Source organism: Williamsia sp. Y853 (assembly GCF_056786495.1).
This window is the reverse complement of record NZ_JBXCJC010000001.1, coordinates 2,222,757-2,245,349: the sequence shown is the minus strand read 5'-3', so window position 1 is coordinate 2,245,349 and position 22,593 is coordinate 2,222,757. Positions and strand designations below refer to the sequence as shown.

At 64.2% G+C, this 22,593-nt stretch carries 19 protein-coding genes; 7 read left to right on the top strand and 12 right to left on the bottom strand.

Features of this window, described 5'->3' with window-relative positions; translation table 11 throughout:
- Positions 1–16: 16 nt before the first annotated feature.
- Together AC1TPF_RS10215 and trhO are read right to left on the bottom strand one after the other, a co-directional pair.
- On the bottom strand, positions 17–1,048 hold the full coding sequence (locus AC1TPF_RS10215; RefSeq protein ID WP_482143706.1) for a CobW family GTP-binding protein: 1,032 nt from the start codon (positions 1,046–1,048) through the stop codon (positions 17–19).
- Between the two features lie 7 nt (positions 1,049–1,055).
- Positions 1,056–1,913, bottom strand: a complete 858-nt coding sequence (gene trhO, locus AC1TPF_RS10210) for an oxygen-dependent tRNA uridine(34) hydroxylase TrhO (RefSeq protein WP_482143704.1) — start codon at positions 1,911–1,913, stop codon at positions 1,056–1,058.
- 18 nt (positions 1,914–1,931) lie between these two features.
- Here trhO and AC1TPF_RS10205 point away from each other — a divergent pair, with 18 nt between their 5' ends.
- Positions 1,932–2,645, top strand: coding sequence for a hypothetical protein (locus tag AC1TPF_RS10205; RefSeq protein ID WP_482143702.1), 714 nt, complete (start codon positions 1,932–1,934; stop codon positions 2,643–2,645).
- Positions 2,646–2,725: 80 nt separating this feature from the next.
- Entirely contained in the window at positions 2,726–3,289 is a 564-nt protein-coding gene (locus tag AC1TPF_RS10200) for a DUF4190 domain-containing protein (RefSeq protein ID WP_482143701.1), read from the top strand.
- 7 nt (positions 3,290–3,296) lie between these two features.
- Here AC1TPF_RS10200 and AC1TPF_RS10195 read toward each other — a convergent pair whose 3' ends face one another.
- The 9 genes from AC1TPF_RS10195 to AC1TPF_RS10155 all read right to left on the bottom strand — a co-directional run bounded on the left by AC1TPF_RS10195 (position 3,297) and on the right by AC1TPF_RS10155 (position 13,636).
- Positions 3,297–3,671: a hypothetical protein gene (locus AC1TPF_RS10195; RefSeq protein ID WP_482137227.1), complete on the bottom strand. Its 375-nt coding sequence runs from the start codon at positions 3,669–3,671 to the stop codon at positions 3,297–3,299.
- A gap of 68 nt (positions 3,672–3,739) precedes the next feature.
- Entirely contained in the window at positions 3,740–4,375 is a 636-nt protein-coding gene (locus tag AC1TPF_RS10190) for an LON peptidase substrate-binding domain-containing protein (RefSeq protein WP_482135255.1), read from the bottom strand.
- Between the two features lie 64 nt (positions 4,376–4,439).
- A complete protein-coding gene (locus tag AC1TPF_RS10185; RefSeq protein ID WP_482143699.1) occupies positions 4,440–5,300 on the bottom strand; it encodes an SDR family NAD(P)-dependent oxidoreductase in 861 nt (286 codons plus the stop codon).
- A gap of 53 nt (positions 5,301–5,353) precedes the next feature.
- Positions 5,354–5,917: a type 1 glutamine amidotransferase domain-containing protein gene (locus AC1TPF_RS10180; RefSeq protein WP_482143698.1), complete on the bottom strand. Its 564-nt coding sequence runs from the start codon at positions 5,915–5,917 to the stop codon at positions 5,354–5,356.
- A gap of 67 nt (positions 5,918–5,984) precedes the next feature.
- The gene (locus tag AC1TPF_RS10175) at positions 5,985–7,076 is read right to left on the bottom strand and encodes an NAD(P)H-dependent amine dehydrogenase family protein (RefSeq protein WP_482135258.1); all 1,092 of its coding nucleotides are present in this window, start codon (positions 7,074–7,076) and stop codon (positions 5,985–5,987) included.
- Between the two features lie 365 nt (positions 7,077–7,441).
- Positions 7,442–9,013 carry a GMC family oxidoreductase gene (locus AC1TPF_RS10170; RefSeq protein ID WP_482143696.1) on the bottom strand — a complete coding sequence of 524 codons (1,572 nt, stop codon included), beginning with the start codon at positions 9,011–9,013 and terminating at the stop codon, positions 7,442–7,444.
- Positions 9,010–10,518, bottom strand: a complete 1,509-nt coding sequence (locus AC1TPF_RS10165; protein ID WP_482135260.1) for an aldehyde dehydrogenase family protein — start codon at positions 10,516–10,518, stop codon at positions 9,010–9,012. The genes AC1TPF_RS10170 and AC1TPF_RS10165 overlap by 4 nt, the downstream gene beginning before the upstream one ends.
- Entirely contained in the window at positions 10,515–12,683 is a 2,169-nt protein-coding gene (gene betT, locus AC1TPF_RS10160; protein WP_482143695.1) for a choline BCCT transporter BetT, read from the bottom strand. The genes AC1TPF_RS10165 and betT overlap by 4 nt, the downstream gene beginning before the upstream one ends.
- A gap of 185 nt (positions 12,684–12,868) precedes the next feature.
- A complete protein-coding gene (locus tag AC1TPF_RS10155; protein ID WP_482143693.1) occupies positions 12,869–13,636 on the bottom strand; it encodes an SDR family NAD(P)-dependent oxidoreductase in 768 nt (255 codons plus the stop codon).
- 200 nt (positions 13,637–13,836) lie between these two features.
- Between AC1TPF_RS10155 and AC1TPF_RS10150 the strand changes: the two genes are divergently transcribed.
- The 5 genes from AC1TPF_RS10150 to AC1TPF_RS10130 all read left to right on the top strand — a co-directional run bounded on the left by AC1TPF_RS10150 (position 13,837) and on the right by AC1TPF_RS10130 (position 21,760).
- Positions 13,837–14,376 (top strand): VOC family protein, encoded by a 540-nt coding sequence (locus AC1TPF_RS10150; RefSeq protein ID WP_482143692.1) that lies wholly within the window; start codon positions 13,837–13,839, stop codon positions 14,374–14,376.
- 97 nt (positions 14,377–14,473) lie between these two features.
- Positions 14,474–15,859, top strand: coding sequence for a benzoate 1,2-dioxygenase large subunit (gene benA / locus AC1TPF_RS10145; protein ID WP_482135264.1), 1,386 nt, complete (start codon positions 14,474–14,476; stop codon positions 15,857–15,859).
- Positions 15,856–16,395, top strand: coding sequence for a benzoate 1,2-dioxygenase small subunit (benB, locus tag AC1TPF_RS10140; protein ID WP_482135265.1), 540 nt, complete (start codon positions 15,856–15,858; stop codon positions 16,393–16,395). The genes benA and benB overlap by 4 nt, the downstream gene beginning before the upstream one ends.
- 11 nt (positions 16,396–16,406) lie before the next feature.
- Entirely contained in the window at positions 16,407–19,061 is a 2,655-nt protein-coding gene (gene benC / locus AC1TPF_RS10135) for a benzoate 1,2-dioxygenase electron transfer component BenC (protein WP_482143690.1), read from the top strand.
- A 41-nt stretch (positions 19,062–19,102) separates the two neighbouring features.
- Positions 19,103–21,760 carry a helix-turn-helix transcriptional regulator gene (locus AC1TPF_RS10130; protein ID WP_482135267.1) on the top strand — a complete coding sequence of 886 codons (2,658 nt, stop codon included), beginning with the start codon at positions 19,103–19,105 and terminating at the stop codon, positions 21,758–21,760.
- A 3-nt stretch (positions 21,761–21,763) separates the two neighbouring features.
- On the opposite strand, the gene AC1TPF_RS10125 is transcribed toward AC1TPF_RS10130, so the two are convergent.
- The gene (locus tag AC1TPF_RS10125; RefSeq protein ID WP_482143688.1) at positions 21,764–22,552 is read right to left on the bottom strand and encodes an IclR family transcriptional regulator domain-containing protein; all 789 of its coding nucleotides are present in this window, start codon (positions 22,550–22,552) and stop codon (positions 21,764–21,766) included.
- Between the last annotated feature and the right edge of the window lie 41 nt (positions 22,553–22,593).

Below are 22,593 nucleotides of genomic sequence, written 5' to 3'. Positions count from 1 at the left end.
GGCGCCCCTGGCCGGCCTAGCGCAGGTAGCGGGTGATGCTGAGCATCGACTGCTCGTCGACGTCGCCTTCGATGCGGCATCCGCTGAGCCCCGAAAGCACTTGTGTCTCATCGATTCCCGCGCCGATGATCACGATCTCGGTGCGCCGCGACTCCCCCGGTTCCCATTTCTGCGCATGCACACTGACGTAATTGCCGACGGTGTGAATGAGGTACTTGCGCCGATGTCCTGCGACATCGAAATGTGCAAATCCCTTGATTCGGAAGACCCCGGTCGGCGGTTGTTCCAGGAATGCCGCAAGCGATCGGGGCTCCATCGGAGCCGACTCGGCAAAGGTGACCGCCTGGTAGTCGTGGTGCAGGTGTTCGCAGTGGTCGTCTGCGCCGTTTTCGCCTGCGACCTCCATCAGCAACTCGTCCAGACCGAGTTGGCGCGGACCGTCGTCGGGCACCTGACGCGGGGTCAGATCAGTCAAAAATCCCAAATCGACTGCGGAGTCGCGGGTTTCGATGATCGGCGCAGTGGGATTGTGGCTGCGGGCCACCTCGCGTGCCCTGTCGATCGTCTCGGGGTCTGCGAGGTCGACCTTGTTGAGCACGATCAGGTCGGCAAGTGCCAGATGCTGATCGATGCGGGCGTGCTGAGCGCGGGTGTCAGCGTGATTCGCGGTGTCCACCAGGTACACCAAACCGCCGTATTCAACGCGAGAATTGGTGCTACCCACCACCATCCGGATCAGATTGCGCGGCTCCGCGAGCCCGCTCGCCTCGACAACGATCAGGTCCAGCCCCGCCTTCGGTGCCGTCAACGCCTCGAATGTCGCATCGAGTCCGTCGTCGTCGACGGTGCAACACATGCAGCCGTTCCCCAGTGCGACGGCGCCGTCCACCTGACCGGCCACCAGCATCGCATCAATGTTCACAGACCCGAAGTCGTTGACCACCACGCCAATTCGCAATCCGGACCGCGTGCGCAGCAGGTTGTTGAGGAGCGTCGTCTTCCCGGCACCGAGAAATCCGGCGACCAGCAGAACCGGTATCGCACTCACGCGTCCCTCATACCTGGGCGTCGGCCTGACACTGCTGGCAGACCACCACCAGTTCCCGGCCGCCGGGATCGGGATAGTTCGCGACGTTCTTCGTCTCCGCGCCGCAGCGGGTGCAGGCCCCGATAACCTTCGCGTGGTCGGAGAAGTCCAGGCTCATCCGTTTGTCGAACACATACAGCGAACCGTCCCACAGACCGTCGTCGCCGTACTTCTCGCCATATCGGACGATGCCACCGTCGAGTTGGTACACCTCGTTGAAGCCGCGATTGCGCATCAGAACCGACAACACCTCGCAGCGCACGCCGCCGGTGCAATAGGTGACCACCGGCTTGTCCTTGAGGTGGTCGTACTCGCCACGCTCGATCAGGTCGATGAAGTCGCGGGTGGTCTCGGTCGGCGGCACGACGGCATCGCGGAACCGGCCGATCTGGGCCTCGAGATGGTTGCGGCCGTCGAAGAAGACCACGTCGTCGCCCCGCTCGTCGACCAGCTTGTGCACGCCCTCCGGACTCAGGTGGGTGCCGCCGCCGACCACTCCGGACTCGTCGACCTGCAGTTCCCCGGGTGCGCCGAAGGTGACGATCTCGGGGCGCACTTTCACGCTCAGGCGAGGAAAGTCGTCGCCGAGTCCGTCGGACCACTTGATGTCGGCGTTCTTGAACGCCGGATAGGCCCGCGTTCCGCGCACATAGCGTTTGACCGCACCGATGTCGCCGCCGACCGTGCTGTTGATTCCGTGCTCGGAGATGATGATCCGGCCCGTGACCCCGACTGCTTCGCATAATGTGTGCTGCCAAAGCCGTATTGCCTCGGGATCGGCGATCGGCGTGAAGACATAAAACAGCACGATCTTGGGTGTCGACACACAGGTAAGGGTACTGACATGGGGAAATCACCGATCGGGATGGTGCTGGTGTGCGCCGCGGCGATCGTCACCCTCGGGGGATGTTTTGCCGAGGACGGGCCGAGTACCAAGGAGCTACCGCCCACCGACGAGTTGTCCACCGAGCGGCCGACGTCCACGACCACCACGTCCTCCCGCGGCACGTTGACCACCACCACCCGATCCGGTGCCCTGACGATCGGGGAGGTGATCAGCATCGCACCTCGCGTCGACAACACCGACTTCCACGAGGCGGCCCCCACCGCGGGTAAGCCGGTCGAGGACACCTCCGAGTTCCACTTCAGTACCGCCGACGGCGACGTGCACTGCTCCACCGTGGACCGCGACACCGCCACCCTGGCGTGTGACGTGGCCGGGGAGGACGCGCGGCCCGAACCGAACTCGACGCCGGCTGCCTGTACTTGGGAGGGCGGCTACGTGGTGCTGACGGAGACGTCCACCCAGGGCACCTGCACCGACACGCCGTGGGTATGGGTCCGCAGCGAGCCGCTGTTGTCCGGCTCGACGATCTCGGTCGGGAACTTCCAGTGTCTGGCAACCCCCAGCGGGTTGTATTGCCTGAATACCAGGTCAGACAACGGTTTTGCTGTGCGGGACGGCGCATATCGGGCAATCTCCGGGGCCGACCCGGCACCTGCGGCGCTGACCGAGATCCCGGCGCCGGGCGAGCCGATCGCCACACCGGCCGGTTGAGAAGAAACGGCTATAGACTTCAACGAATCACATGTGGCCTCGGCTGGAGGCGAAGTTGACGTCTGTGAAAGGTGAAGGTCATGACCTATCCCCCGCCGTACGACCCGAACAACGACCCGCTGCGCAAGCGCGACGACAATTCCGACGCCCAGGGCGGCACCCCGGCCCCGGGTGACGAGTACCAACAGCCCGGCTACCAGCAACCCGGATACCAACAGCCCGGGTATCAAGCGCCCGGGTATCAACAACCGGGATACCAAGCACCCGGATATCAGCAGCCGAACTACTCTCAGCCCGGCTACGAGCAACCGGGCTACGGCTATCAGCAACCCGGTTACCAGCAGCCCGGCTACCCTGCCGCAGGCGGTTACGGATATCCCGTCAATCGGGAGACGAACTCGAACGCCATCATCGCGCTCGTCTGCGGCATTGCCGCCTTCGTGATCTGTGGTCTCGGCGCCATCCCGGCGATCATCTTCGGCAACAAGGCAATCGACGAGATCAACGCGTCGGGCGGCACCCAGGACGGACTCGGGATGGCCCAGGCCGGACGGATCATCGGATGGGCGGCCGTCGCCCTGTGGACGATCGGGATCGCCCTGTTCGTGATCCTGCTGATCGCGGCCGGTGCGTCGTCGAACTGATCCGACTCTAGGACAGCAACAGCACGCCGCAGGCGATCAGTGCGGCGAACTTGACCACCTCGAAACCGATGTAAACCAGGTGGGCGCGCGAGCCCGCCCCGCTCTCGTCCCCGGCCAACACGCGGTCCGAGCGACGGGTCAGTGCCTGCCGCACACCCACGATCTGGATGACCAGCGCGCCGATGGCAACAGCGGCCGCCGCCACGGTGGCCGACGTCGGCGATCCGATGATGAGCCCGGCCACCAGGGCGGCGGCAAGCACCGCCTCGGCAATGTTCAACGCGCGGAACACGAGTCGACCGATGCCCAGTCCGATTCGCAGCGTCACCTCCGGCGCGCGGAATTTCAGCGGCGCCTCGATGAACGAGATCGCAAACACCATGCCGATCCACACGAATACCGCTGCTGTCGCCAAACCCACGTCGCAGTCCCCTCATCCGTTTCCGGTGACTAATCCTCTGGCAGACCGGAGAATTCGATAACCGCGGTCAGGTCGTCGATAGCCTGACACAACTCGATGATCCGTTCCACAGTGCCCGGTGCAGACAAGACCTTCAACCGGTCTGCAGGCCCCAGACCCAGTCGGACCGCGGTGTCGTAGACCTTGGCATCGATGGGTCCATCGCCGCTCAGCGGTTCGACCAATCGGTCTTCGACAACGATTCCGCGCACACGGGACAGTACCGACGACAGACCGTCGAGTCTCTCCCGAAGGGGCGTCAGATCTGCCGGGTACGCGATGGGATCGGTGCTCGGCCACATCGTGATGTCTGCCATCGGATATGGGTTGTCGGGCAGCCACGACCGAACCCGGAAGCGGTCGGTGCCGACGCACGTCAGGTGATAGCGCCCATCGGGTTGGGCAGTGCATTCTTCGATCTGCGCAAGTGTCCCGACGTCGACTCGTTCTTCGCCGCCACCGACCTCGCTGCCGCGCGAGATCAGCACGACACCAAAGCTGTTCGTTCCGTCGATCGCCGTACAGTCGGCCACCATTTGCCGGTATCGGTGCTCGAATACCTGCAGACTCAGCGGTTCGCCGGGCAGCAACGCGATTCCCAGCGGGAACATCGGGTGTGCGGTCATCACTCAAGCATGCCTGGCAAACTCGGCCCGGCACAGCCCGACCGGCCGATCTGGTCAGAAGTGGTCACGTGAGGCCACGGCCCAGCAACCGGTCTGTTCCGGCGGCGCGAATCGCCGACACCCGCTGCAGGACCCGCGCATACCGTGGCATCACCTCGGCGGGCTGATGGCGGACCGCGTGGGTGATCCACGACGCCGCCTCGTCCGCCGTCAGCGCGGGCAGCCCGTTGTATTCGGCGGTGGGTGCGATCATCGGTGTCCGGATGAGCGGGAAATAGACCGTGGTGACCACGATTCCGTCGCAGGCGAGTTCTGTTCCGATGCTCCGGCCGACGATGCTCAGGGCGGCTTTCGAACCCGCGTATGCCGAGAACTTCGGCATCGATCCGGCGGGCACGCCCCACGTCGAGATGTTGATGATGTGCCCGCTCCCACGCGCTTTCATGCCGGGCAGGAACCCCAGCATCAGGCCAACCGGACCGAAATAGTTCACCGCCATGGTGCGGCGATAGTCGTGCAGCCGGTCGACCGAGTCGATGGCGGTACGCCGGATGGACCGTCCGGCATTGTTGACCAACACATCTGGCGTGCCGTGTTCCGCGAGGATCTCATCGACGAGCCGCCGGACGTCGGCTTCATCGGCCAGGTCCGCGGGATGGCAATGCGCAACACCGCCGTCGGCAACAACGCGATCCCGGACTGCCTGCAAACCCTCTGCGCCACGGGCAACCAGGATGAGTTCGGCGCCTTGCTTCCCGAGTGCCAGTGCGGCGGACTCACCAACCCCCGACGATGCACCTGTGATCACGATCTTGCGACCACGAATCGGCGCGGGCGTACCGGTCATGAAGGTGTCGCCGAGCGAATGCGGACGGGCGAGGCCGAAGCGGGCCAGGTGCGCGCCGAGGCGCCGGACTGTCGTCATGACTGCCCACCCTTACACACCCGCCCGCCGATGGGACAGACCTCGGACCCGGGTCAGGACTTGGCGGCCGCGAACTCGCGTACCAGGGCATCGTCGAATGCCGGCAGGTCGTCGGGATTGCGGCTGGTGATCAGCACGTTGGGGCCTTCGGTGCAGACCATGACCTCGCGATCGACCCACTGGCCTCCGGCGTTGGTGATGTCGGTGCGCACGCTCGGGTACGACGTCAGGGTGCGCCCACCGAGGACGTCGGCCTCCACCAGCGTCCAGGGTGCATGACAGATCGCCGCCACCGGTTTGCCCTCGGTGAAGAACGACGCGATGAACTGCACCGCGTCGGGGTCGGTTCGCAGGTTGTCCGGGTTGGCGACACCACCGGGTAGCACGAGCGCATCGAAATCGGCAGATGGAACCTCCGAGACCACGGCATCGACCGTAAAGGTGTCGGCCTTGTCGAGGTGGTTGTAGGCCTGGATCTTCCCGGCTTCCGTCGACACCAGATGCGGCGTGCCACCGGCGCTGCGGACCGCTTCCCAGGGCTGCGTCAACTCCACCTGTTCGGCACCTTCGGGTGCCACGAGAAACGCGATCTGTTGTCCGTCGAGTTCATGTGCCATGTTCTTTCGGTACCCGCGCCGGTGACGCCGCAAACTCGGGGCCGACGAAGACCCCGAGGTGGTGCGGTCAGCGCGCCACGGCAGGCGCCGAAGCGGGCCGCACCAGCCCGCGCGGACGAACGATGCCGAGTTCGAGATGGGTGATCACGCCGGGTTGCGCATCGCAGACATCGGGGATGGCGTTGGCGCCGATATACCCCGTCCACGGCAGAGCGCCGTTACCGTCGTCGTCGTTGGTGCGGACGCCGCGGGAAAGGCTCAGATCCAGCCCCGGATCACCCTCGATGACCACGCGGTAGTTGGTGTCGTCCCCGCAATCAAAACGGGGTTCGATGTCAGCTCCCATGACCCAGAAACCGTGGAACGTGATCAGTGGCGCGCCGTCGGCCCACGCGGTCCATTCGTAGTGTTGGCCTGCAACTGTTCCGGCCTCGACAACGCCACCGGGATAAGCGATGTCCTTGGTGGCGGTGGCCAATTCCAGCGTGGTGGTGATGTCGGTGATCGTCGCGCCCAGGGTCTGGGCGATCATCTCCATCGACTGCGCATAGATGTGATGGGTGTCCGGAGAACGGCTCGGGTTGGCGAGAACATCGTCGGGAGCGCGCCCGAAGCCAAGGGACGGAATGTAGTTGGACGGATGGGCGAGGAAGTCCGCGGTCTCGTATACGTGGACCCTGTCGACCCGGCTCATCAGGCGAAGCAAGGTGAGCGGCAGGAGGTCGCTCGCGAATCCCGGATGCAGGCCTGACCCATGGAATGAGGTGCCGCCGGCCTGGCAGGCGGCCTCGACCGTGTCGAGGAATTCACTGGTGCGCTCTGTACGAAAGAACGGGCCCATCGGGGTGACCACGTTCTTACCTGATCGCAGCAGCCGACAGACCATGTCGAGGTCCGGCAGAGTTCCTCGGGGTGCAAAATGCACGCAATCAGCGTCCAGCGCGATGATGGCATCGACGTCGTCCGTGGCGATCACACCGGTGTCCGGCAGATCCACGAGTTCACCGGCGTCCTTCCCGACCTTGTCGGGGTTGGTGACCAGGACGCCGACCAGCTCGAAAGCGGGATTCTCCACAAAATGTCGTATCGCCTGGCGGCCGACTTTTCCGGTGGCCCACTGGATCACGCGGTAGGTGGGCTCTGCATGCGACGTCGTCATGGGACTCCTGAGTGTGTGTCGGGTCACTCAACGTAACACGGCCAAGAGCACCCTTCTCGGAATCGAGAACGGTGTTCCAACACCGATAGACCTTGATGATCAGCACGTTTCGACACCGGTACCACACTCCACTGGACGTGACCGGGGTCACAGTTTTACGGTGGGGTATGGCTACCAAGACATATAGAAAGCAGGTCGTTCACCACTGCCCTGCCTGCGGCCAACACATGGAGGTCGAGGTGCACGAGTTCCGCACGTTCGGGGGCGATATCCACAAAACGAAATCAGAGCCGGCGTGCACGAACCCGGAGTGTCCCGAGCCCAAGCTCTGACCCTGCCCCGAGACCCCCCGGCTCACTTGGGAGTCAGCTGCGGGTAGCGCGGATCAGGTCCGCGCAACGCTCACCGACCATCATCACGGTGATGTTGGGGTTCACGGTGGTGTGTTCGGGGAAGACGGAGGCGTCCGCCACCCGCAGCCCCTGCACACCTTTGACCCGCAGTTCTGGATCGAGCGGCGAGTCGATGTCGTCGACGGCGCCCATCCGGACACTGCCCGCCAGGTGGTAGACGGTGTTGTGCGTACGGCGGATGTAGTCGGCGAGATCCTCGTCGGACTGGACGTCGATGCCCGGGAACAGTTCGGCCCCTGCCCACGGCTCCATCGCCGGTTGCGCAACGATCTCGCGGGCGCGTCGGATCCCGGCGATCATGATTCTCATGTCGTAGCCGTCGGGGTCGGTGAAGTAGCGCGGATCGACCAGCGGTTTGTCCCGAAAATCCCGGGTCCGTAGCCGGATCGACCCGCGTGAGTGGGCATGTGTCACGTTCGGGGTGAGTACAAAGACGTTCTCCGACGTCGGATACCCCTGCCGAACGGTGTGCATGTCGAAGGGCACAGATCCGTAGTGCATCATCAGGTCCGGACGATCGAGACCGTCGTCGACGGTGTCGAAGATGCCGATCTCCCACCACTGGGTTGACTCAGTTGGCATGGGCTGCTTCGCCTCCCACGAGATCACACCTTCGGGGTGATCCTGCAGATGCGATCCGACGCCCGGTGAATCCACCAGCACGTCGATGTCGAACTCCCGCAGGTGATCCGCCGGGCCGATCCCCGACAACATCAACAGCTTCGGCGAATCCACCGCACCGGCCGACAACACCACTTCGGAGTTCGCGCGGATCGTCTTGGTGTGGCCGAACTGGTTGTCGACCACATCGACGCCCACACAACGGGTCCCGTCGAAGACGAGCTTCTTGGCCCGCAGCCCGGTCAGCAGTGTGAAGTTGGGGCGATCGGCGATCGGATGGATATACGACACCGACGACGACGAGCGGGTGCCGTCCGCGCGGCGATTGATCTGAAAGAAGTTCGCGCCGTGGACAACCGTGGGTCCGGTGTTGAACTTCTCGGTCGGGATCCCGGCTTCGGCGCAGGCTTGGAGCAATGCCACACCGCAGGGATCGGCCGGTGGGACGTTCATCAGATGCACCGGGCCGCTGTCACCGTGGTGTGGATACTCCGGGCCGGCATCTTCGTTGGTCTCGAGCCGCTTGATCAACGGCCACACCGACTCCTTGTTCCACCCCGTCGCACCGTATTTCGATTCCCATTCGTCGATGTCCTCGGCGGGTGGCCAGAATGCGATACACGAGTTGTGCGACGAGCATCCACCCATCACCCGCGCCCGAGCGTGACGCAGGAACGAGTTGCCGTTCTCCTGCGGCTCCACCACGTAGTCCCAGTCGTAGCCGGACTCGAGCAACTCCATCCAGCGATCGAGTTGCAGCACTTCAGGAATGCCGTGATCGTCGGGGCCGGCCTCGATCAGCGCAACACTGATCGACGGATCCTCCGACAGTCGTGCCGCAACAGCACAACCGGCCGATCCGCCGCCGACGACCACATAGTCGAAAACCCGCTCTGTGCTCATTTGCTGTTCTCCGAACTCGTGTCCTCGAACCAGCCGGTCACCGCCGGCGCGATGTTCTGGTAGACGTGCTTGGCCTCGCGGTACTCACCAAGGCCCATGGGCCCCAACTCCCGTCCGACACCTGATTGACCGAAGCCGCCCCACTCCGCCTGCGGGAGATACGGATGATAATCGTTGATCCAGATCGTCCCGTGCCGCAACCGATTTGCCACCCGTTGCGCTTTGCCTGCGTCCTGAGTCCAGACAGCGCCGGCAAGGCCGTACACGGTGTCGTTGGCGATCGCCACGGCGTCGTCTTCGTCGGTGAAGGTCTCGACGGTGACCACCGGGCCGAATGCCTCGTCGACCACCACGGACATGCCCCGGCGTACCTGATCCAGAACTGTCGGCAGGTAGTAATAGCCGGCATCGAGATCGGATTCGCCCGATGTGCCGGTGCCGAATTCACCACCGCAACGCAACCGTGCGCCTTCTGCGACACCCTTGCGTATGTACGCGTCGACCTTGTCCCGGTGCGCGGCCGAGATCAGCGGGCCGGTCTCAGCTGAGTCGTCGAACGGTCCGCCGAGCCGGATCTGCTTCGCCCGGGCGACCAGCGCATCGGTGAACTTCTCGGCAATGCTGTCCTGCACCACAATTCGCGCACCCGCCGAGCAGACCTGCCCCGAATGCACAAATGCCCCGTTGAGCGCGTTGTCGACGGCGGCGTCAAAATCGGCATCGGCGAAGATCACGTTCGGATTCTTGCCACCCAACTCGAGGGCGACCTTCTTCACCGTCGCGGCAGCGGCAGCGGCGATGACCCGTCCGGTGACCAGGCCACCGGTGAACGAGACCATGTCGATGTCGGGATGTTCCGACAGAGCCGCGCCGGCCTGGGGTCCGGTGCCGGTGACCAGGTTGGCCACACCCGGGGGCAGCCCCAGATCGTCGAAGACCCGCATCATCAAGATCGCGGTATGTGGCGTCAGTTCAGCAGGTTTGAGGATGAACGTGCAGCCGGCCGCCAGGGCAGGTGCCATCTTCCATGCGGCTTGCAGCAGCGGGTAGTTCCACGGCGTGATCATCCCGCAGACGCCCACCGGTTCGTACTGGATCCGGCTGACGACCTCGTTGCTACCGGCGTCCACGAGGCGACCGGCATCCTGCGCCGCGGCACGACCGAAGTACTCGAAACAGGCTGTGATGTCGTCCATGTCGATGTCGGACTCGATCAGGCGCTTGCCGGTGTCGAGGGTTTCCGCGCGCGCGAACTCCGATTTTCGTTCCCGCAGAGTCGCGGCCACCCGGAGCAGGAAGGCACCGCGATCAGCAGCGGGCACCGACGACCACCGGCCGTCATCGTATGCCGCTCGGGCCGCCGCGATCGCCCGCTCGGTGTCGGCCGGGCCTGCCTCGCTGACCGTGCCGACCAGCTCGCGCGTTGCGGGACACTCGATGTCGCGGGTGCCCCCGTCGGCCGCGGATTCCCACGTGCCGTTGATGAACAGGGTTTGTGCGGTCATGGCTCCTCTTTGCTGGTCGGTGTCGTGCCGTCTTTGTCATCTGCGCCGTCGGGCATCGACTCGAAGTCGGTGGACCAGTCGATGACCGGTGCGGCGTCGACCGTTGTCGAATCGCCGCCGACCGAACGACGCAAGAACTCGAGGTGGCGTTCATAGTGATCGAGCACGTTGCTGATGAGCTGTTCTTTGGAGAATCCGAAGACATCGAACCCGCTGCTGCCGGAGGCGGTGAAGACCTCGAGTCGGAAGAACTTGCCCGGACTCTTCGGTAGCCGTCCGTACTGCGGGATCAGATGTTCGGTCGGATAGACCTGGTAATGGAAGCCCCGCTCCCCCACATACAGCACATCGAGGTGGTACGCGTGGATGCCACTCGATTCGACCAGTTGCTCACCAACCGTCGCTTCCCTTCCGGCAGAGGTCAATTCGTCAGCGACCTCGCGCAGTGCCGGACCGACCACGGTCTTGGCGTACCGCTCGGTCGCGGCGGCATCGGGGTATCGCACCGAACGCGCGATGCGCTGACGCCAGTGCAGCGGAGTCCCGCCTGCCGACCGGCTGGACAGCACCTTCGGAATCGACAGACGCGCCGATTCGACCCAGTGTTGCTCCACTTGAAGTGCTTTGAACAAACCCAGCATGATGAAGACGATCACGATGGCAAACGGAACACCCATGATGATCGTTGCGTTCTGCAACGTGGTGATGCCGCCGATCAACAACATCGAAAAGGTCAGCACGCCGGTGGCCGCGGCCCAGAAGATCCGCACCCAGGCCGGGCCGTCGGACTCGTTGTCCGGCATCCGCGAGCTGAAATGCGACATCACCAGTGCCCCGGAATCTGCGCTGGTCACATAGAACAGCAACCCGGTGATGGTGGCGACGACAATCAGGAATGGTGCGGCCGGATACTCCTTGAGCAGGCCATAGAAACCCTCCTCCGGCACATTCACCGCGGTGTCGCCGAACTCTGTGTTACCGCCACGGACCAGTTCGATCGCACTGTTTCCGAAGATCGAGATCCACAGCAGGATGAACATGAACGGGACGGTCAAGGTACCGAGCACGAACTGGCGGATCGTTCGTCCACGCGAGATCCGGGCCAGGAACAAGCCGACAAACGGCGCCCAGGCAATCCACCAGGCCCAGAAGAACAGGGTCCACGACGACAGCCATTCATCTGGCCGGTCGTAGGCAAACGTATCGAGGGTCATCCCGGGGAACCGGCTGATGAAGTCGCCGGTGTTCTGCACGATGCCATCGAAAAGGTACGCGGTGGATCCGGCGATGAGTATGAAGAGCATCAGGCCAACGGCGACGATCACGTTGAGTTCGGACAGTCGACGCACCCCCTTGTCGATGCCGGAAACCGCCGACACCGTGGCGATCAGAACGGCGACCGCGATGAGTCCGGCCTGCGCCCAGGTGCCTCGTTCGATGCCGAAGAGTTCGTCGAGCCCCACATTCAGTTGGGCCACACCGATTCCCAGGCTGGTCGCCAAACCGAAGATCGCGCCGAGCAGCGCCGCTATGTCGACAAAATTGCCGAGGCCGCCCTCGACCCGCTTCCCGAAGATCGGATAGAGGGCCGATCGGATGCTCAACGGAAGGTTGTGCCGGTAGGCAAAATAACCCAGCGCCATGCCGATCAGCGCATACAGGGCCCAGCCGATGATCCCGTAATGAAACAGCGTCCACGTCAACGCTTGTCGAGCAGCCTCGGTTGTCTGACCCTCACCCTCCGGTGGCGCGAGGTACTGCGTGACAGGTTCGGCGACCGAGAAGAACATGAGGTCGATACCGATTCCGGCGGCAAACAACATGGCCGTCCAGGAGAACAGGTTGTAGACCGGCTTCGAATGGTCGGGCCCGAGTTTGACCCGGCCAACCGATGACAGCGCAGCCCACACCACGAAGGCCAGGACAACCGTGACCAGCAGGATGTAGAACCAGCCGAGATTGGTGGCGACCCACTTCACCGCAGTGCCGATGACGTCGTCGGCGCCCTCCTGATCGATCAGCGCCCAGACGATGATCCCGATGATGCCTGCACTGGAACCGATGAAGACCGGCCAGTTCACGGAGACCTTTTGCGGCGATTTGGTCGATGCGTCAGAGCCTTCAGATGGGGCCGAACTCTGGGGGTTATCGGTCGAAATGGCCATATCGCGTCCTCAAGTGGTTGTCCGAAAGCTTCGTCGGGTTCAAACCAAAATCAGTCAATGTTTTCTCTGGCAAATCATCGCTTAACAACGTATCAGCGTTCGGAGTCCTACCTCGCCGGGATGCGGCAAGCAATAGATCAGACCCACTTCCGTAGACACGATCAGGAGTGTCGCCCCACGAAGTTTCAGCGTGGAGCCATCCGAATCGCACCGTCGAGGCGGATGGTCTCGCCGTTGACATATCCGTTCTGTAGCAAGGTAAGTGCCATTCCCGCGTAGTCTCCGGGGTCGCCGAGCCGCTTGGGGAACGGAACGTCCGCGGCAAGCCCGTCCCGGATGTCCTCTCGGAGGCGAGCGACCATCGGGGTGTCGAATACACCCGGGGCGATGGTGTTCACCCGAATACCCACACTGGCGAGGTCACGTGCCGATACGAGAGTGATGCCGTGGACCGCGGCCTTGGATGCGGTATACGACGTTTGCCCGATCTGCCCATCGAATGCCGCGACTGAGGCAGTCAGCACGATTGCGCCCCGTTCACCGTCGATCGGTTCATTACGCGCGATGCGAGAGGCCACCAGCCGCAGCACGTTGTACGTACCGATGAGGTTGACCTCGATGACATGTCGAAAACTGTCGAGCGGGGCCGGGTTCTTGTCCCGATCGAGGATCCGCATCCGGTCTCCGCCGCGACCGGCGCAGTGCACAGCTCCGCGTAGGGGCCCGTGAACTTCGGCTGCGTCGAGCGCTTCGGTGAGCGACACCTCGTCCGTGATGTCTGCGGGCACGAACAGCGCCGCGTCGCCGAGGCTCTTGGCGGTCGTCGTGCCGTCTGATGCCGGCAAGTCTGCGATCACCACTCGCCCACCTCCTTCGACGATGGCGGCAGCGGTCGCGGCGCCGAGACCGGAGGCCCCGCCTGTGACGAAGAAGGTGTTGTCTTTCAGTTGCATGGAGTAGCCCGGCTTTCTCTCAGTTCAGCATCAGCGCACGCCGTCGTCGTACGTCACTCAAACAACGCGTAGGTCACTCAAAACACTATGTAGCGGGTCACATCGGCGGTTCGTCGACGCACCGAACATATGCTCAAGTCCAATCAGTCCGCGCGCGTCGAGCCCGCCCCCCCCCACCCGAGCCAACCGAAGGAATTCCAATGTCGATTCTCAGCTTGAATCACGCTGTCCTGTTCGTCTCGGACGTCACGCGCAGCGCGGTCTTCTATTGCGACGTATTGGGGTTCGAACGGCTTCCGATCGACTTCCCTGGCGGCGCTTTTCTCCGGGGTTCGAACTCCGCGAACGACCACGATCTCGGCCTGTTCCAGGCCACCGGCCCCCGTCCCGCCGACGGTTCGGTCGGGCTCTACCACCTGGCCTGGGAGGTCGAGACCCTACGCGAACTCGCCAACACCCGCGATCGACTCCAGGCTGCAGGCGCACTGCATGGAGCGGCGAATCATGCCGGAACCAAGGCCCTGTACGGCCGGGACCCCGACGGCATCGAATTCGAGGTCACTTGGCTGGTGCCCGATTCCCGCCTCGAAGAAGAGATCGTGCCCGGTGTTGCGCCGACCCGCACCCTCGACCTCGCCGCCGAGATCGAGCGATACGGCGCCGAAACCCCCGGCGGTCCTCGCTCTGACCTGGAACTGATGTCGCGGATCATGGCCCGTCTCGCCGGCCAAACACGCTGATCAGCCCCTCCCCCTTGGATAGCACTAGGCCTTTGCCTAGTGTGATGTAGGCCACTTCGTGTGACGGTGTCAGGAGAACCCACACCTGGAGGCACTGATGAGCGCACCGACAACCAACGAACGTGGCCACGTGGCGGATGTCCTCGCCAATGCGGTGATCGACGATCCCGAGGCCGGGGTATTCCGTACCAATCGACGCATCTTCACCGACGAGGACATCTTCGAACTCGAGATGAAACACATCTTCGAGGGCAACTGGATCTATCTCGCCCACGAGAGTCAGGTGGCGGATCCCGGCGACTACTTCACGACGAACATCGGCAGGCAGCCGGTGGTCATCACCCGGGACAAGCAGGGTGAGTTGCACTGCCTGGTGAACGCCTGCGCCCACCGCGGTGCCATGATCTGTCGGCGCAAGACCGACAACCGAACCACGTTGACCTGCCCGTTCCACGGCTGGACGTTCCGCAACGACGGAACACTGCTCAAGGTAAAGGATCCCGAAGGGGCCGGATATCCGGAGTCGTTCAACGTCAACGGTTCTCACAACATGACCCGGGTCGCCCGGTTCGACAGCTACCGAGGATTCCTGTTCGGCAGCCTGAGCGCCGACGTGCTGCCACTCCGTGAACATCTGGGTGACACCACGACCGTCATCGACATGCTCGTCGATCAGTCCCCACAGGGCCTCGAGGTATTGCGGGGCACCTCGACGTACACCTACGACGGCAACTGGAAGGTGCAGGCGGAGAACGGTGCCGACGGTTACCACGTGACCGCGACCCACTGGAACTATGCCGCGACCACATCGCGCCGCGGAACCGGCGAGTCGAAGAACGACACCAAAGCGCTGGACGCCGGCAGCTGGGGCAAGACCGGCGGCGGGTACTGGTCGTATCCGAACGGCCATCTCTGCCTGTGGACCTGGGCCGGAAATCCGCAGGACCGACCGCTCTGGGACAAGCTCGATGAGCTCAAGGAAGAATTCGGAGATGCCAAGGGCGAGTTCATGGTCAAGGGTTCACGCAACCTGTGCCTCTACCCGAATGTGTATCTGATGGACCAGTTCTCCACGCAGATCCGACACTTCCGGCCGATCGCTCCGGACAAGACCGAGGTCACGATCTATTGCATTGCGCCCAAGGGGGAAAGCGATGCGGCCCGCGCGCACCGGATCCGGCAATACGAAGACTTCTTCAACGCCTCGGGCATGGCAACCCCGGACGACCTCGAAGAGTTCCGGTCCTGCCAGCTCACGTTCCGGGCGCAGGCCGCTCCCTGGAACGACATGAGCCGCGGTGCACAGCATTGGCGTACCGGTCCCGACGAGGTCGCCATCTCCCTCGGGATGGAGAACATCGTCTCGGCGGGTGTCAAGAACGAGGACGAAGGCCTCTACCCGGTCCAGCACGGCTACTGGCTCGACACCATGCGCACGGCGCTGGCCGCAGAAGAACAGACCGAGACGGGAGCAAGCCGATGACCAGTATCGACACGGGCAAAGCCCTGGGCACCGAAACCGGGAATGCCCTGATCACGCAGAACATCATCGAGCAGTTCCTCTACCGAGAAGCGCGATACCTCGACGACCGTGAGTTCGAGAAGTGGCTGGACTGCTATGCCGACGACGTCGTCTACTGGATGCCCTCCTGGGACGACAACGATCGCCTGGTCGAGGATCCACAGCGCGACATCTCGCTGATCTACTACGGCAACAAGGGCGGCCTCGAGGACCGTGTGTTCCGAATCAGAACCGAACGTTCTTCTGCCACATCGCTTCCCGAACCCCGCACCAGCCACAACATCAGCAACGTCGAGGTCATCGAAAGGCGCGGCGATCTGGTTGATGTTCGATTCAATTGGCACACCATGTATTTCCGGTACAAGACCGTCGATCCCTACTACGGAACCTCGTTCTACACGATCGACTTCTCCCGAGAGCAACCCCTGATCCGGCGCAAGACCGTGGTGTTGAAGAACGACTACATCCACCACGTCGTCGACGTCTACCACTTCTAGAGGATCCGGATATGACAACCACCGAACAGGCGCCCACTTCGGCGGCCGCCACAGAGCTCGACCATCAGATCGCGCTGTCATTCGAGGACGGCGTCACCCGTTTCATCACCTGCCGGGAAGACCAGACGGTGGCCGACGCCTCGTACCGTCAGCGCATCAACATTCCGCTGGACTGCCGCGATGGGGCCTGCGGCACCTGCAAGGCACTCTGCGAGTCCGGCGACTACGACGGTGGAAACTACATCGACGACGCCCTGTCGCAAGACGAGGCAGCGGCCGGGTACGCACTGCCGTGCAGCATGAAGCCACGGTCGGATCTGGTGCTCCAGATCGCCGCGACCTCCGCGATCGCCAAAACCGAGGCGGCCACCTACACCGGCACACTTGTTGAACTCGAACGCATCTCACCAACCACGGTGCGGTTCGGCGTGGAGATCGCCAAGCGATCCGCACTGGCCTTCCTACCCGGGCAGTACGTCAACATCTCGGTGCCCGGCACCGACGTCACTCGCAGTTACTCATTCAGCAACGACCCTGGCGATGAGCGGCTGAGCTTCCTGGTCAAACTCAACCCTGGCGGCGCGATGTCGGACTACCTCGCCGACCGGGCGGCAATCGGCGACACCCTCACCTTCACCGGGCCTCACGGTTCGTTCTTCCTCCGCGAAAGCGACCGTCCCGTACTACTTCTGGCAGGCGGTACCGGACTGGCACCGATCCTGTCCATGTTGCGCAAGCTCGACACCGAGGGCAGCACCCGCAAGATTCACCTGATCTACGGTGTCGGCACCGACAACGACCTGGTGGAGACCGCGTCACTCGACGCACTGGCCACCCGGCTCGATGGATTCACCTGGGACCACTGCGTGACCGATCCGACCAGCGCCGCGCCCAACAAGGGGTACGTCACGAGCCTCATTGCGCCGCAACATCTCTACGACGGAGATGTCGCGCTCTACCTCTGCGGTCCACCGCCGATGGTCGAGTCGGTGCGAGTCCACGTCAAGGACGCCGGGATCGAACCGACCGGCTTCTACTACGAGAAGTTCGCACTCGCGGTACCGGCCGCCACCACACCCGCGGACACCCAATCACCGGCCGAGGAACCGAATTCCGACGAGGAACTGATCCCGGCACCGGAGGCACGTGCCATCGCCGCACAGACGATGTTGCCGGCCGCGCAGATCGAACCCTGGCCGACGCCGGTCGAGGTGATCGACGAGGGCACCGCGCCGCGGCAGATCGCCGCGCAGATCATGTTCCCCGCCGAACCCGTGACCGAACCCCACACCCGGGTCCCCGATACGGACGCGGCAGAGCTCGAATCCGTCCAGGCGGCGGTCACGACGGCCCCGCGTGTGCCGGTGACGAGCCCTGTCACCGTGGGCACCGGCGGTTACCAGATCGGCGAGGATCATCCGGCCGTATACGAGTCCGATGCGATCTTCGAGGCGCGTTCGGCTCTGGAACTCGGCGCGCTCGAGGTCACCTTGGGCCGCTTGAGCACCAGGCAGCTGGCCGGGTACCGACTGCTCGCCGAGTCCACACTGCCGCACGTGGCGGGCGATCATTTCGTCGACGCGGCCGAATACACGGAGACCAACGCCGCGTTTCACGACTATCTGTTCACCCTGACAGGTAACGAACACCTGCTGCAGGCCTACACGGCACTGGGGGTCAAAGGCCGGATGAGCGAGGTACTGCGTAACGCGACCTGGTGCCATCCGCTGTGCGCTCAGGACCACATGGACATCGTTGCCGCCTTCGAGGCCGGCGACCGCGCCACCGCACGTTCGCTGATCATCGCCCATGCCGACAGATCCAAGCAGACGATGCGCCGGGCCATGGCCGATACCCGAGCAGCCCGCGCGCCACGCTTCGTCACGCCCGGCAGATTCACCGGGAAGGTTGTGGTCGTCACCGGCGCCGCGCAGGGCATCGGCGAGCACACCGCACGCCGCATCAGTGCCGAGGGCGGCGAACTCGTCCTCGTCGACCGGTCCGAACTCGTCAAAGAACTCGCCGACGAGCTGACTGCAGGCGGTGCCAACGCCATTGGCGTCACCGCGGACCTGGAACACTGGGCGGGTGCGGACAGCGTTGTCCACCAGGCACTGTCGGCGTTCGGCCACGTCGACGTCCTGATCAACAATGTCGGCGGCGCCATCAACTTCAAACCGTTCATCGAGTTCACCGACACCGAGATCCGCGCGGAGATCGACCGCTCGCTGCTCACCACCCTGTACACCTGCCGCGCAGCCCTGCCGACGATGGTCGACCACGGCAGTGGTGTCATCGTCAACGTCTCCTCCGCCGCCACGCGCGGTATCAACCGCATCCCGTATTCGGCAGCCAAAGGCGGGATCAATGCGATCACCGCCTCCCTGGCGATGGAGTATGCCGAAGCCGGTATCCGCGTGGTGGCGACCGCACCCGGCGGCACCGAGGCTCCCCCGCGGAGCATCTCGCGCGGCACGCCGCTACCGGCGGATGAGACCCAACGCGCATGGCAGCAAGCTCATGTCGATCAGACGATCGGATCATCGCTCATGAAGCGGTACGGCACCCTCGAGGAACAGTCCGCGGCCATCTGCTTCCTGGCCTCCGACGAGGCGTCGTACATCACCGGGACGGTCCTCCCGGTTGCGGGCGGAGACTGTGGGTGAATCTCCCCGGACATAGGTCGACCCGGTCCTAGAATGGACCGATGAGGTCTGCGACGGTCTGTGTCGGGCGGGACCGGGAACTCGGGGCGATCGCTGCACAACTCGCAGCGACCGCCACCGACGGCGCGCGGATCGTCGCGGTGTGCGGCGACGAAGGCATCGGGAAGACCACATTCGTACAAGCCCTCGCCGAAGCACACGACGGATCGGTGTGGTCGGCCAGCACTGCGCCGTGGGAGTCCGCAAGCGCCGGCGCAGTTCTCCACCAACTCTTCCGGCAAGACCTGCCGCACGACCCTCGCGAGGCCGCCGTAAAGATCGCCGAATATGCCTCGGCTGCAGCCGATTCCACCGGACCATGTGTGGTGATCATCGACGACGCGGAGCAATCCGATACACAGTCTTTGCAGGCCTTGACAACTGCGGTCCGCCATCATCGCAGTGTGCCGCTGCTTGTGGTCCTGACCATCACCGACCTGACATCACCGGCGACCGAGCTCGCCTCCGACATCGTGGTGCTCGACGGCCTCGACGCCGCGGCCGTCTATGAGCTCGCGTGTCACCGGGCAGTGGTGATCCATCCGGCGATGGTCGCGGAGCTGACCGAGCACACCGGTGGCAACCCACGGCATGTCACGGAGCTGCTCGATGAACTACCCGCCGGGGCCTGGGCCCATCCGGGCACAGCGCTGCCCGCACCGCCGCGGGTGGTCTCGCGGGTGCGTGCGCAGCTCGGCCAGTGCGGGCCGGAGGGACGGTCACTGATCGAGGCCTTGGCCATCCTCGGCGGATCCGGTTCGTTCACCGAGGCTGTGACACTTGCTGATTCGCCGTCACCGCTGACCGCCATCGACGAGGGCAAAGCCGCGGGCCTGCTCATCGATGCATCCGAACTCCGGCATTCCTACGGCGCCGTACTCCGAGATCGGCTGACCCGGGTCGCGGTCCTCGACATCATGGGCGCCGCCTCGGGAGGCCGCGCCCACCTGCGGGCCGCCGACATCGTCGACGATCCGGTCCGCAGCCTGATCCACCGCGTGACCGCCACCGCCACCACCGATGAGGAGCTGGCTGACGAGGCCGAGGTTCTGGCACGCCAACGCGGCATGGCAGGCGCCTGGTCGGAAGCTGCCGAACTCTTCAGGGCCGCCAGTCGCCTCTCGACCGACAAGTCGGCGCGCGAAGACCGTCTGACCCGCACCGCGGATTCACTGGTGGCAGCAGGCCATACCGCGGCGGCCCTCTCGCTGGTCCCTGATATCGAGGCAATGCCCGAGACAGCACTCGGTAATGCGGTGCTCGCCTATCTCGCGATCGTTCGTGGCCGCGCCGCCGAAGCCGAGATCCGGATGCAGCGGGCGTGGGACATCGTCGACAGCAGCACCGACCCCGAGGTGGCAGCACTCATCGCCCAGCGCCACGTCCTGCATTCGTTGAGTCGCTGCCGCGGCCACGAGGTGGTCGAATGGGTTGACCGCGCACTGGCTTTGGCGCAGCCCGACTCCCCCGCCGCCATCGAGGCGGAAGCGATCCGCGGCCTGGGTCTCGCGTCGGCAGGCCGGCCGGATCTGGCCGACGATGCCTATCGAGGCCTGGCACAGCGCGTGCACCCCGGCGTCCAGGCACAGCGTGTCAGTCTCGGCCGAGGCTGGCTCCAACTTGCCAACGACGACATCGACGGCGCCCGTACCAATCTCGAAACCGCCGTTGCCACCGCCCATATGGGCGGTTCCGCGCGAATCTCGATGTGGGCCTACGGCTGGCTGGCCCGACTGCAGTTCCTCACCGGCGATTGGGACCAGGCGCTGAGCACCGTTGCCGATGGTCGCCGGTTGGCCGATGCGAGCGGAATCGTGCTGGTCACACCACTGTTGGAATGGACTGCAGCCCAGGTCCATGTGTTGCGGGGGTCCTGGGACCACGCCCACGATGCCCTGCGTGCCGCCGAGACCGTCACGCGGGACTACGAGATCATGCGGGCACCGACGCTGATCGCCCGGGCCCAGATCGCCGAGGCGAACGCCGACTACGTAGCCGTGATCCGCGCACTGGATCCGGTCCGCGCCATGGCGCCGGGAACCGCGCTCGAACAGCCCGGCTTCTGGCCGTGGGCCGATGTTCTGGCCAATGCCCTGGTGATAGACGGGCAATTCGCCGCCGCCCAATCCCTGTTGGACACACAGGAAGAACTCGCAGGCAAGGCCGATCACCGGTCGACACTGGCCCGACTCGGATACGCACGCGGGCGACTTCTCGGAGCGTCTGGCGATCTCCCAGGCGCACGGCGGTCCTTCGAGAAGGCACTGTCGTTGCTTGACGGCCTACCGCTGCGCTACGACTTGGCGCGCGTCAATTTTGCCTACGGCCAGACCCTGCGCCGGGCAGGTAAGCGGCGGTCAGCGGACCCACTCCTGTCCGCCGCGCGCGACATCTACGCGTCATTGGGTGCAACAACATACTCCGAACGCTGCGACCGGGAACTGCGGGCCGGGGGCGTGAACGCCACCCTTTCACGCGCGGACGCCGGGCTGACACCCCAAGAAGGCGCGGTCATAAAGCTTGTTTCCCAAGGACTTACGAACAAAGAAGTGGCCGCAGAGCTCTACGTCTCACCCAAAACGGTGCAGTACCATCTCACCCGCATCTATTCGAAGCTCGGCTTGCGGTCGCGCGTCGAGCTGGCAAATCGGTACCACTAGCCCTCAGCGGTGTCTGCCGCCCAGATCGGTAGTCAGATCGGCCGCGACCTCGACGAGGAAGTCAGCAGTCTCTGCCGCAAAGGATTCGGCAGTCGACCGCGCCGATGACGTCGAGCAGGCCAGCGCGCCGACCACCGTTCCGCCGGCATCTCGCACCGGTGCCGCGAGCGAGATCAACCCCACTTCGAGTTCCTGTTCGGTCAACGCGTATCCGCGCGTCCGGATGTTTTCGAGCTCGCGTTCGAGGTCGGCGCCGGAAGCGACCGTCGACTCCGTCAATCGGTGCCCGAAGTCGGTCTGCTCGATGAGCGACTCCACAGCGGCCGGCGATGCCCAGGCCAGCAGAACCCGGCCCATCGATGTGGCGTACGCCGGGATCCGCGTCCCGACCGACACATTGATGCTCATGATCCGACGGACCGGGACACGCGCCGCGTAGACCACATCCGACCCGTCGAGCACACCCAACGATGCCGACTCATGGGTTGTCTCCGCGATTCGCAGCAGGTGGGGCATCGCGGTGTCTGCGAGCGAGTGGGACGCGGTGTAATGCTGCCCGATGCTCAGCACGCGAGGGGTCAGGGACCACCGCCCGCCGGTTCCGGCGACGTAACCCAAACGCTGCAGTGTCAGCAGGATTCTGCGCACCGCAGGCCGCGAAAGTTCGGTGGCGGTGGCCAATTCGGCCAACGTCGGGTTCGGCCGATCGGCATCGAAAGCGAGGAGTACGGCAAAGCCGCGCTCGATGCTCTGGATGTAGTCCCGATCTCTGTCCACACCGATCTCGGTCACAGGTGTCCCTCCCGGTTGTCCGCGGGATCCACCGTACGCAT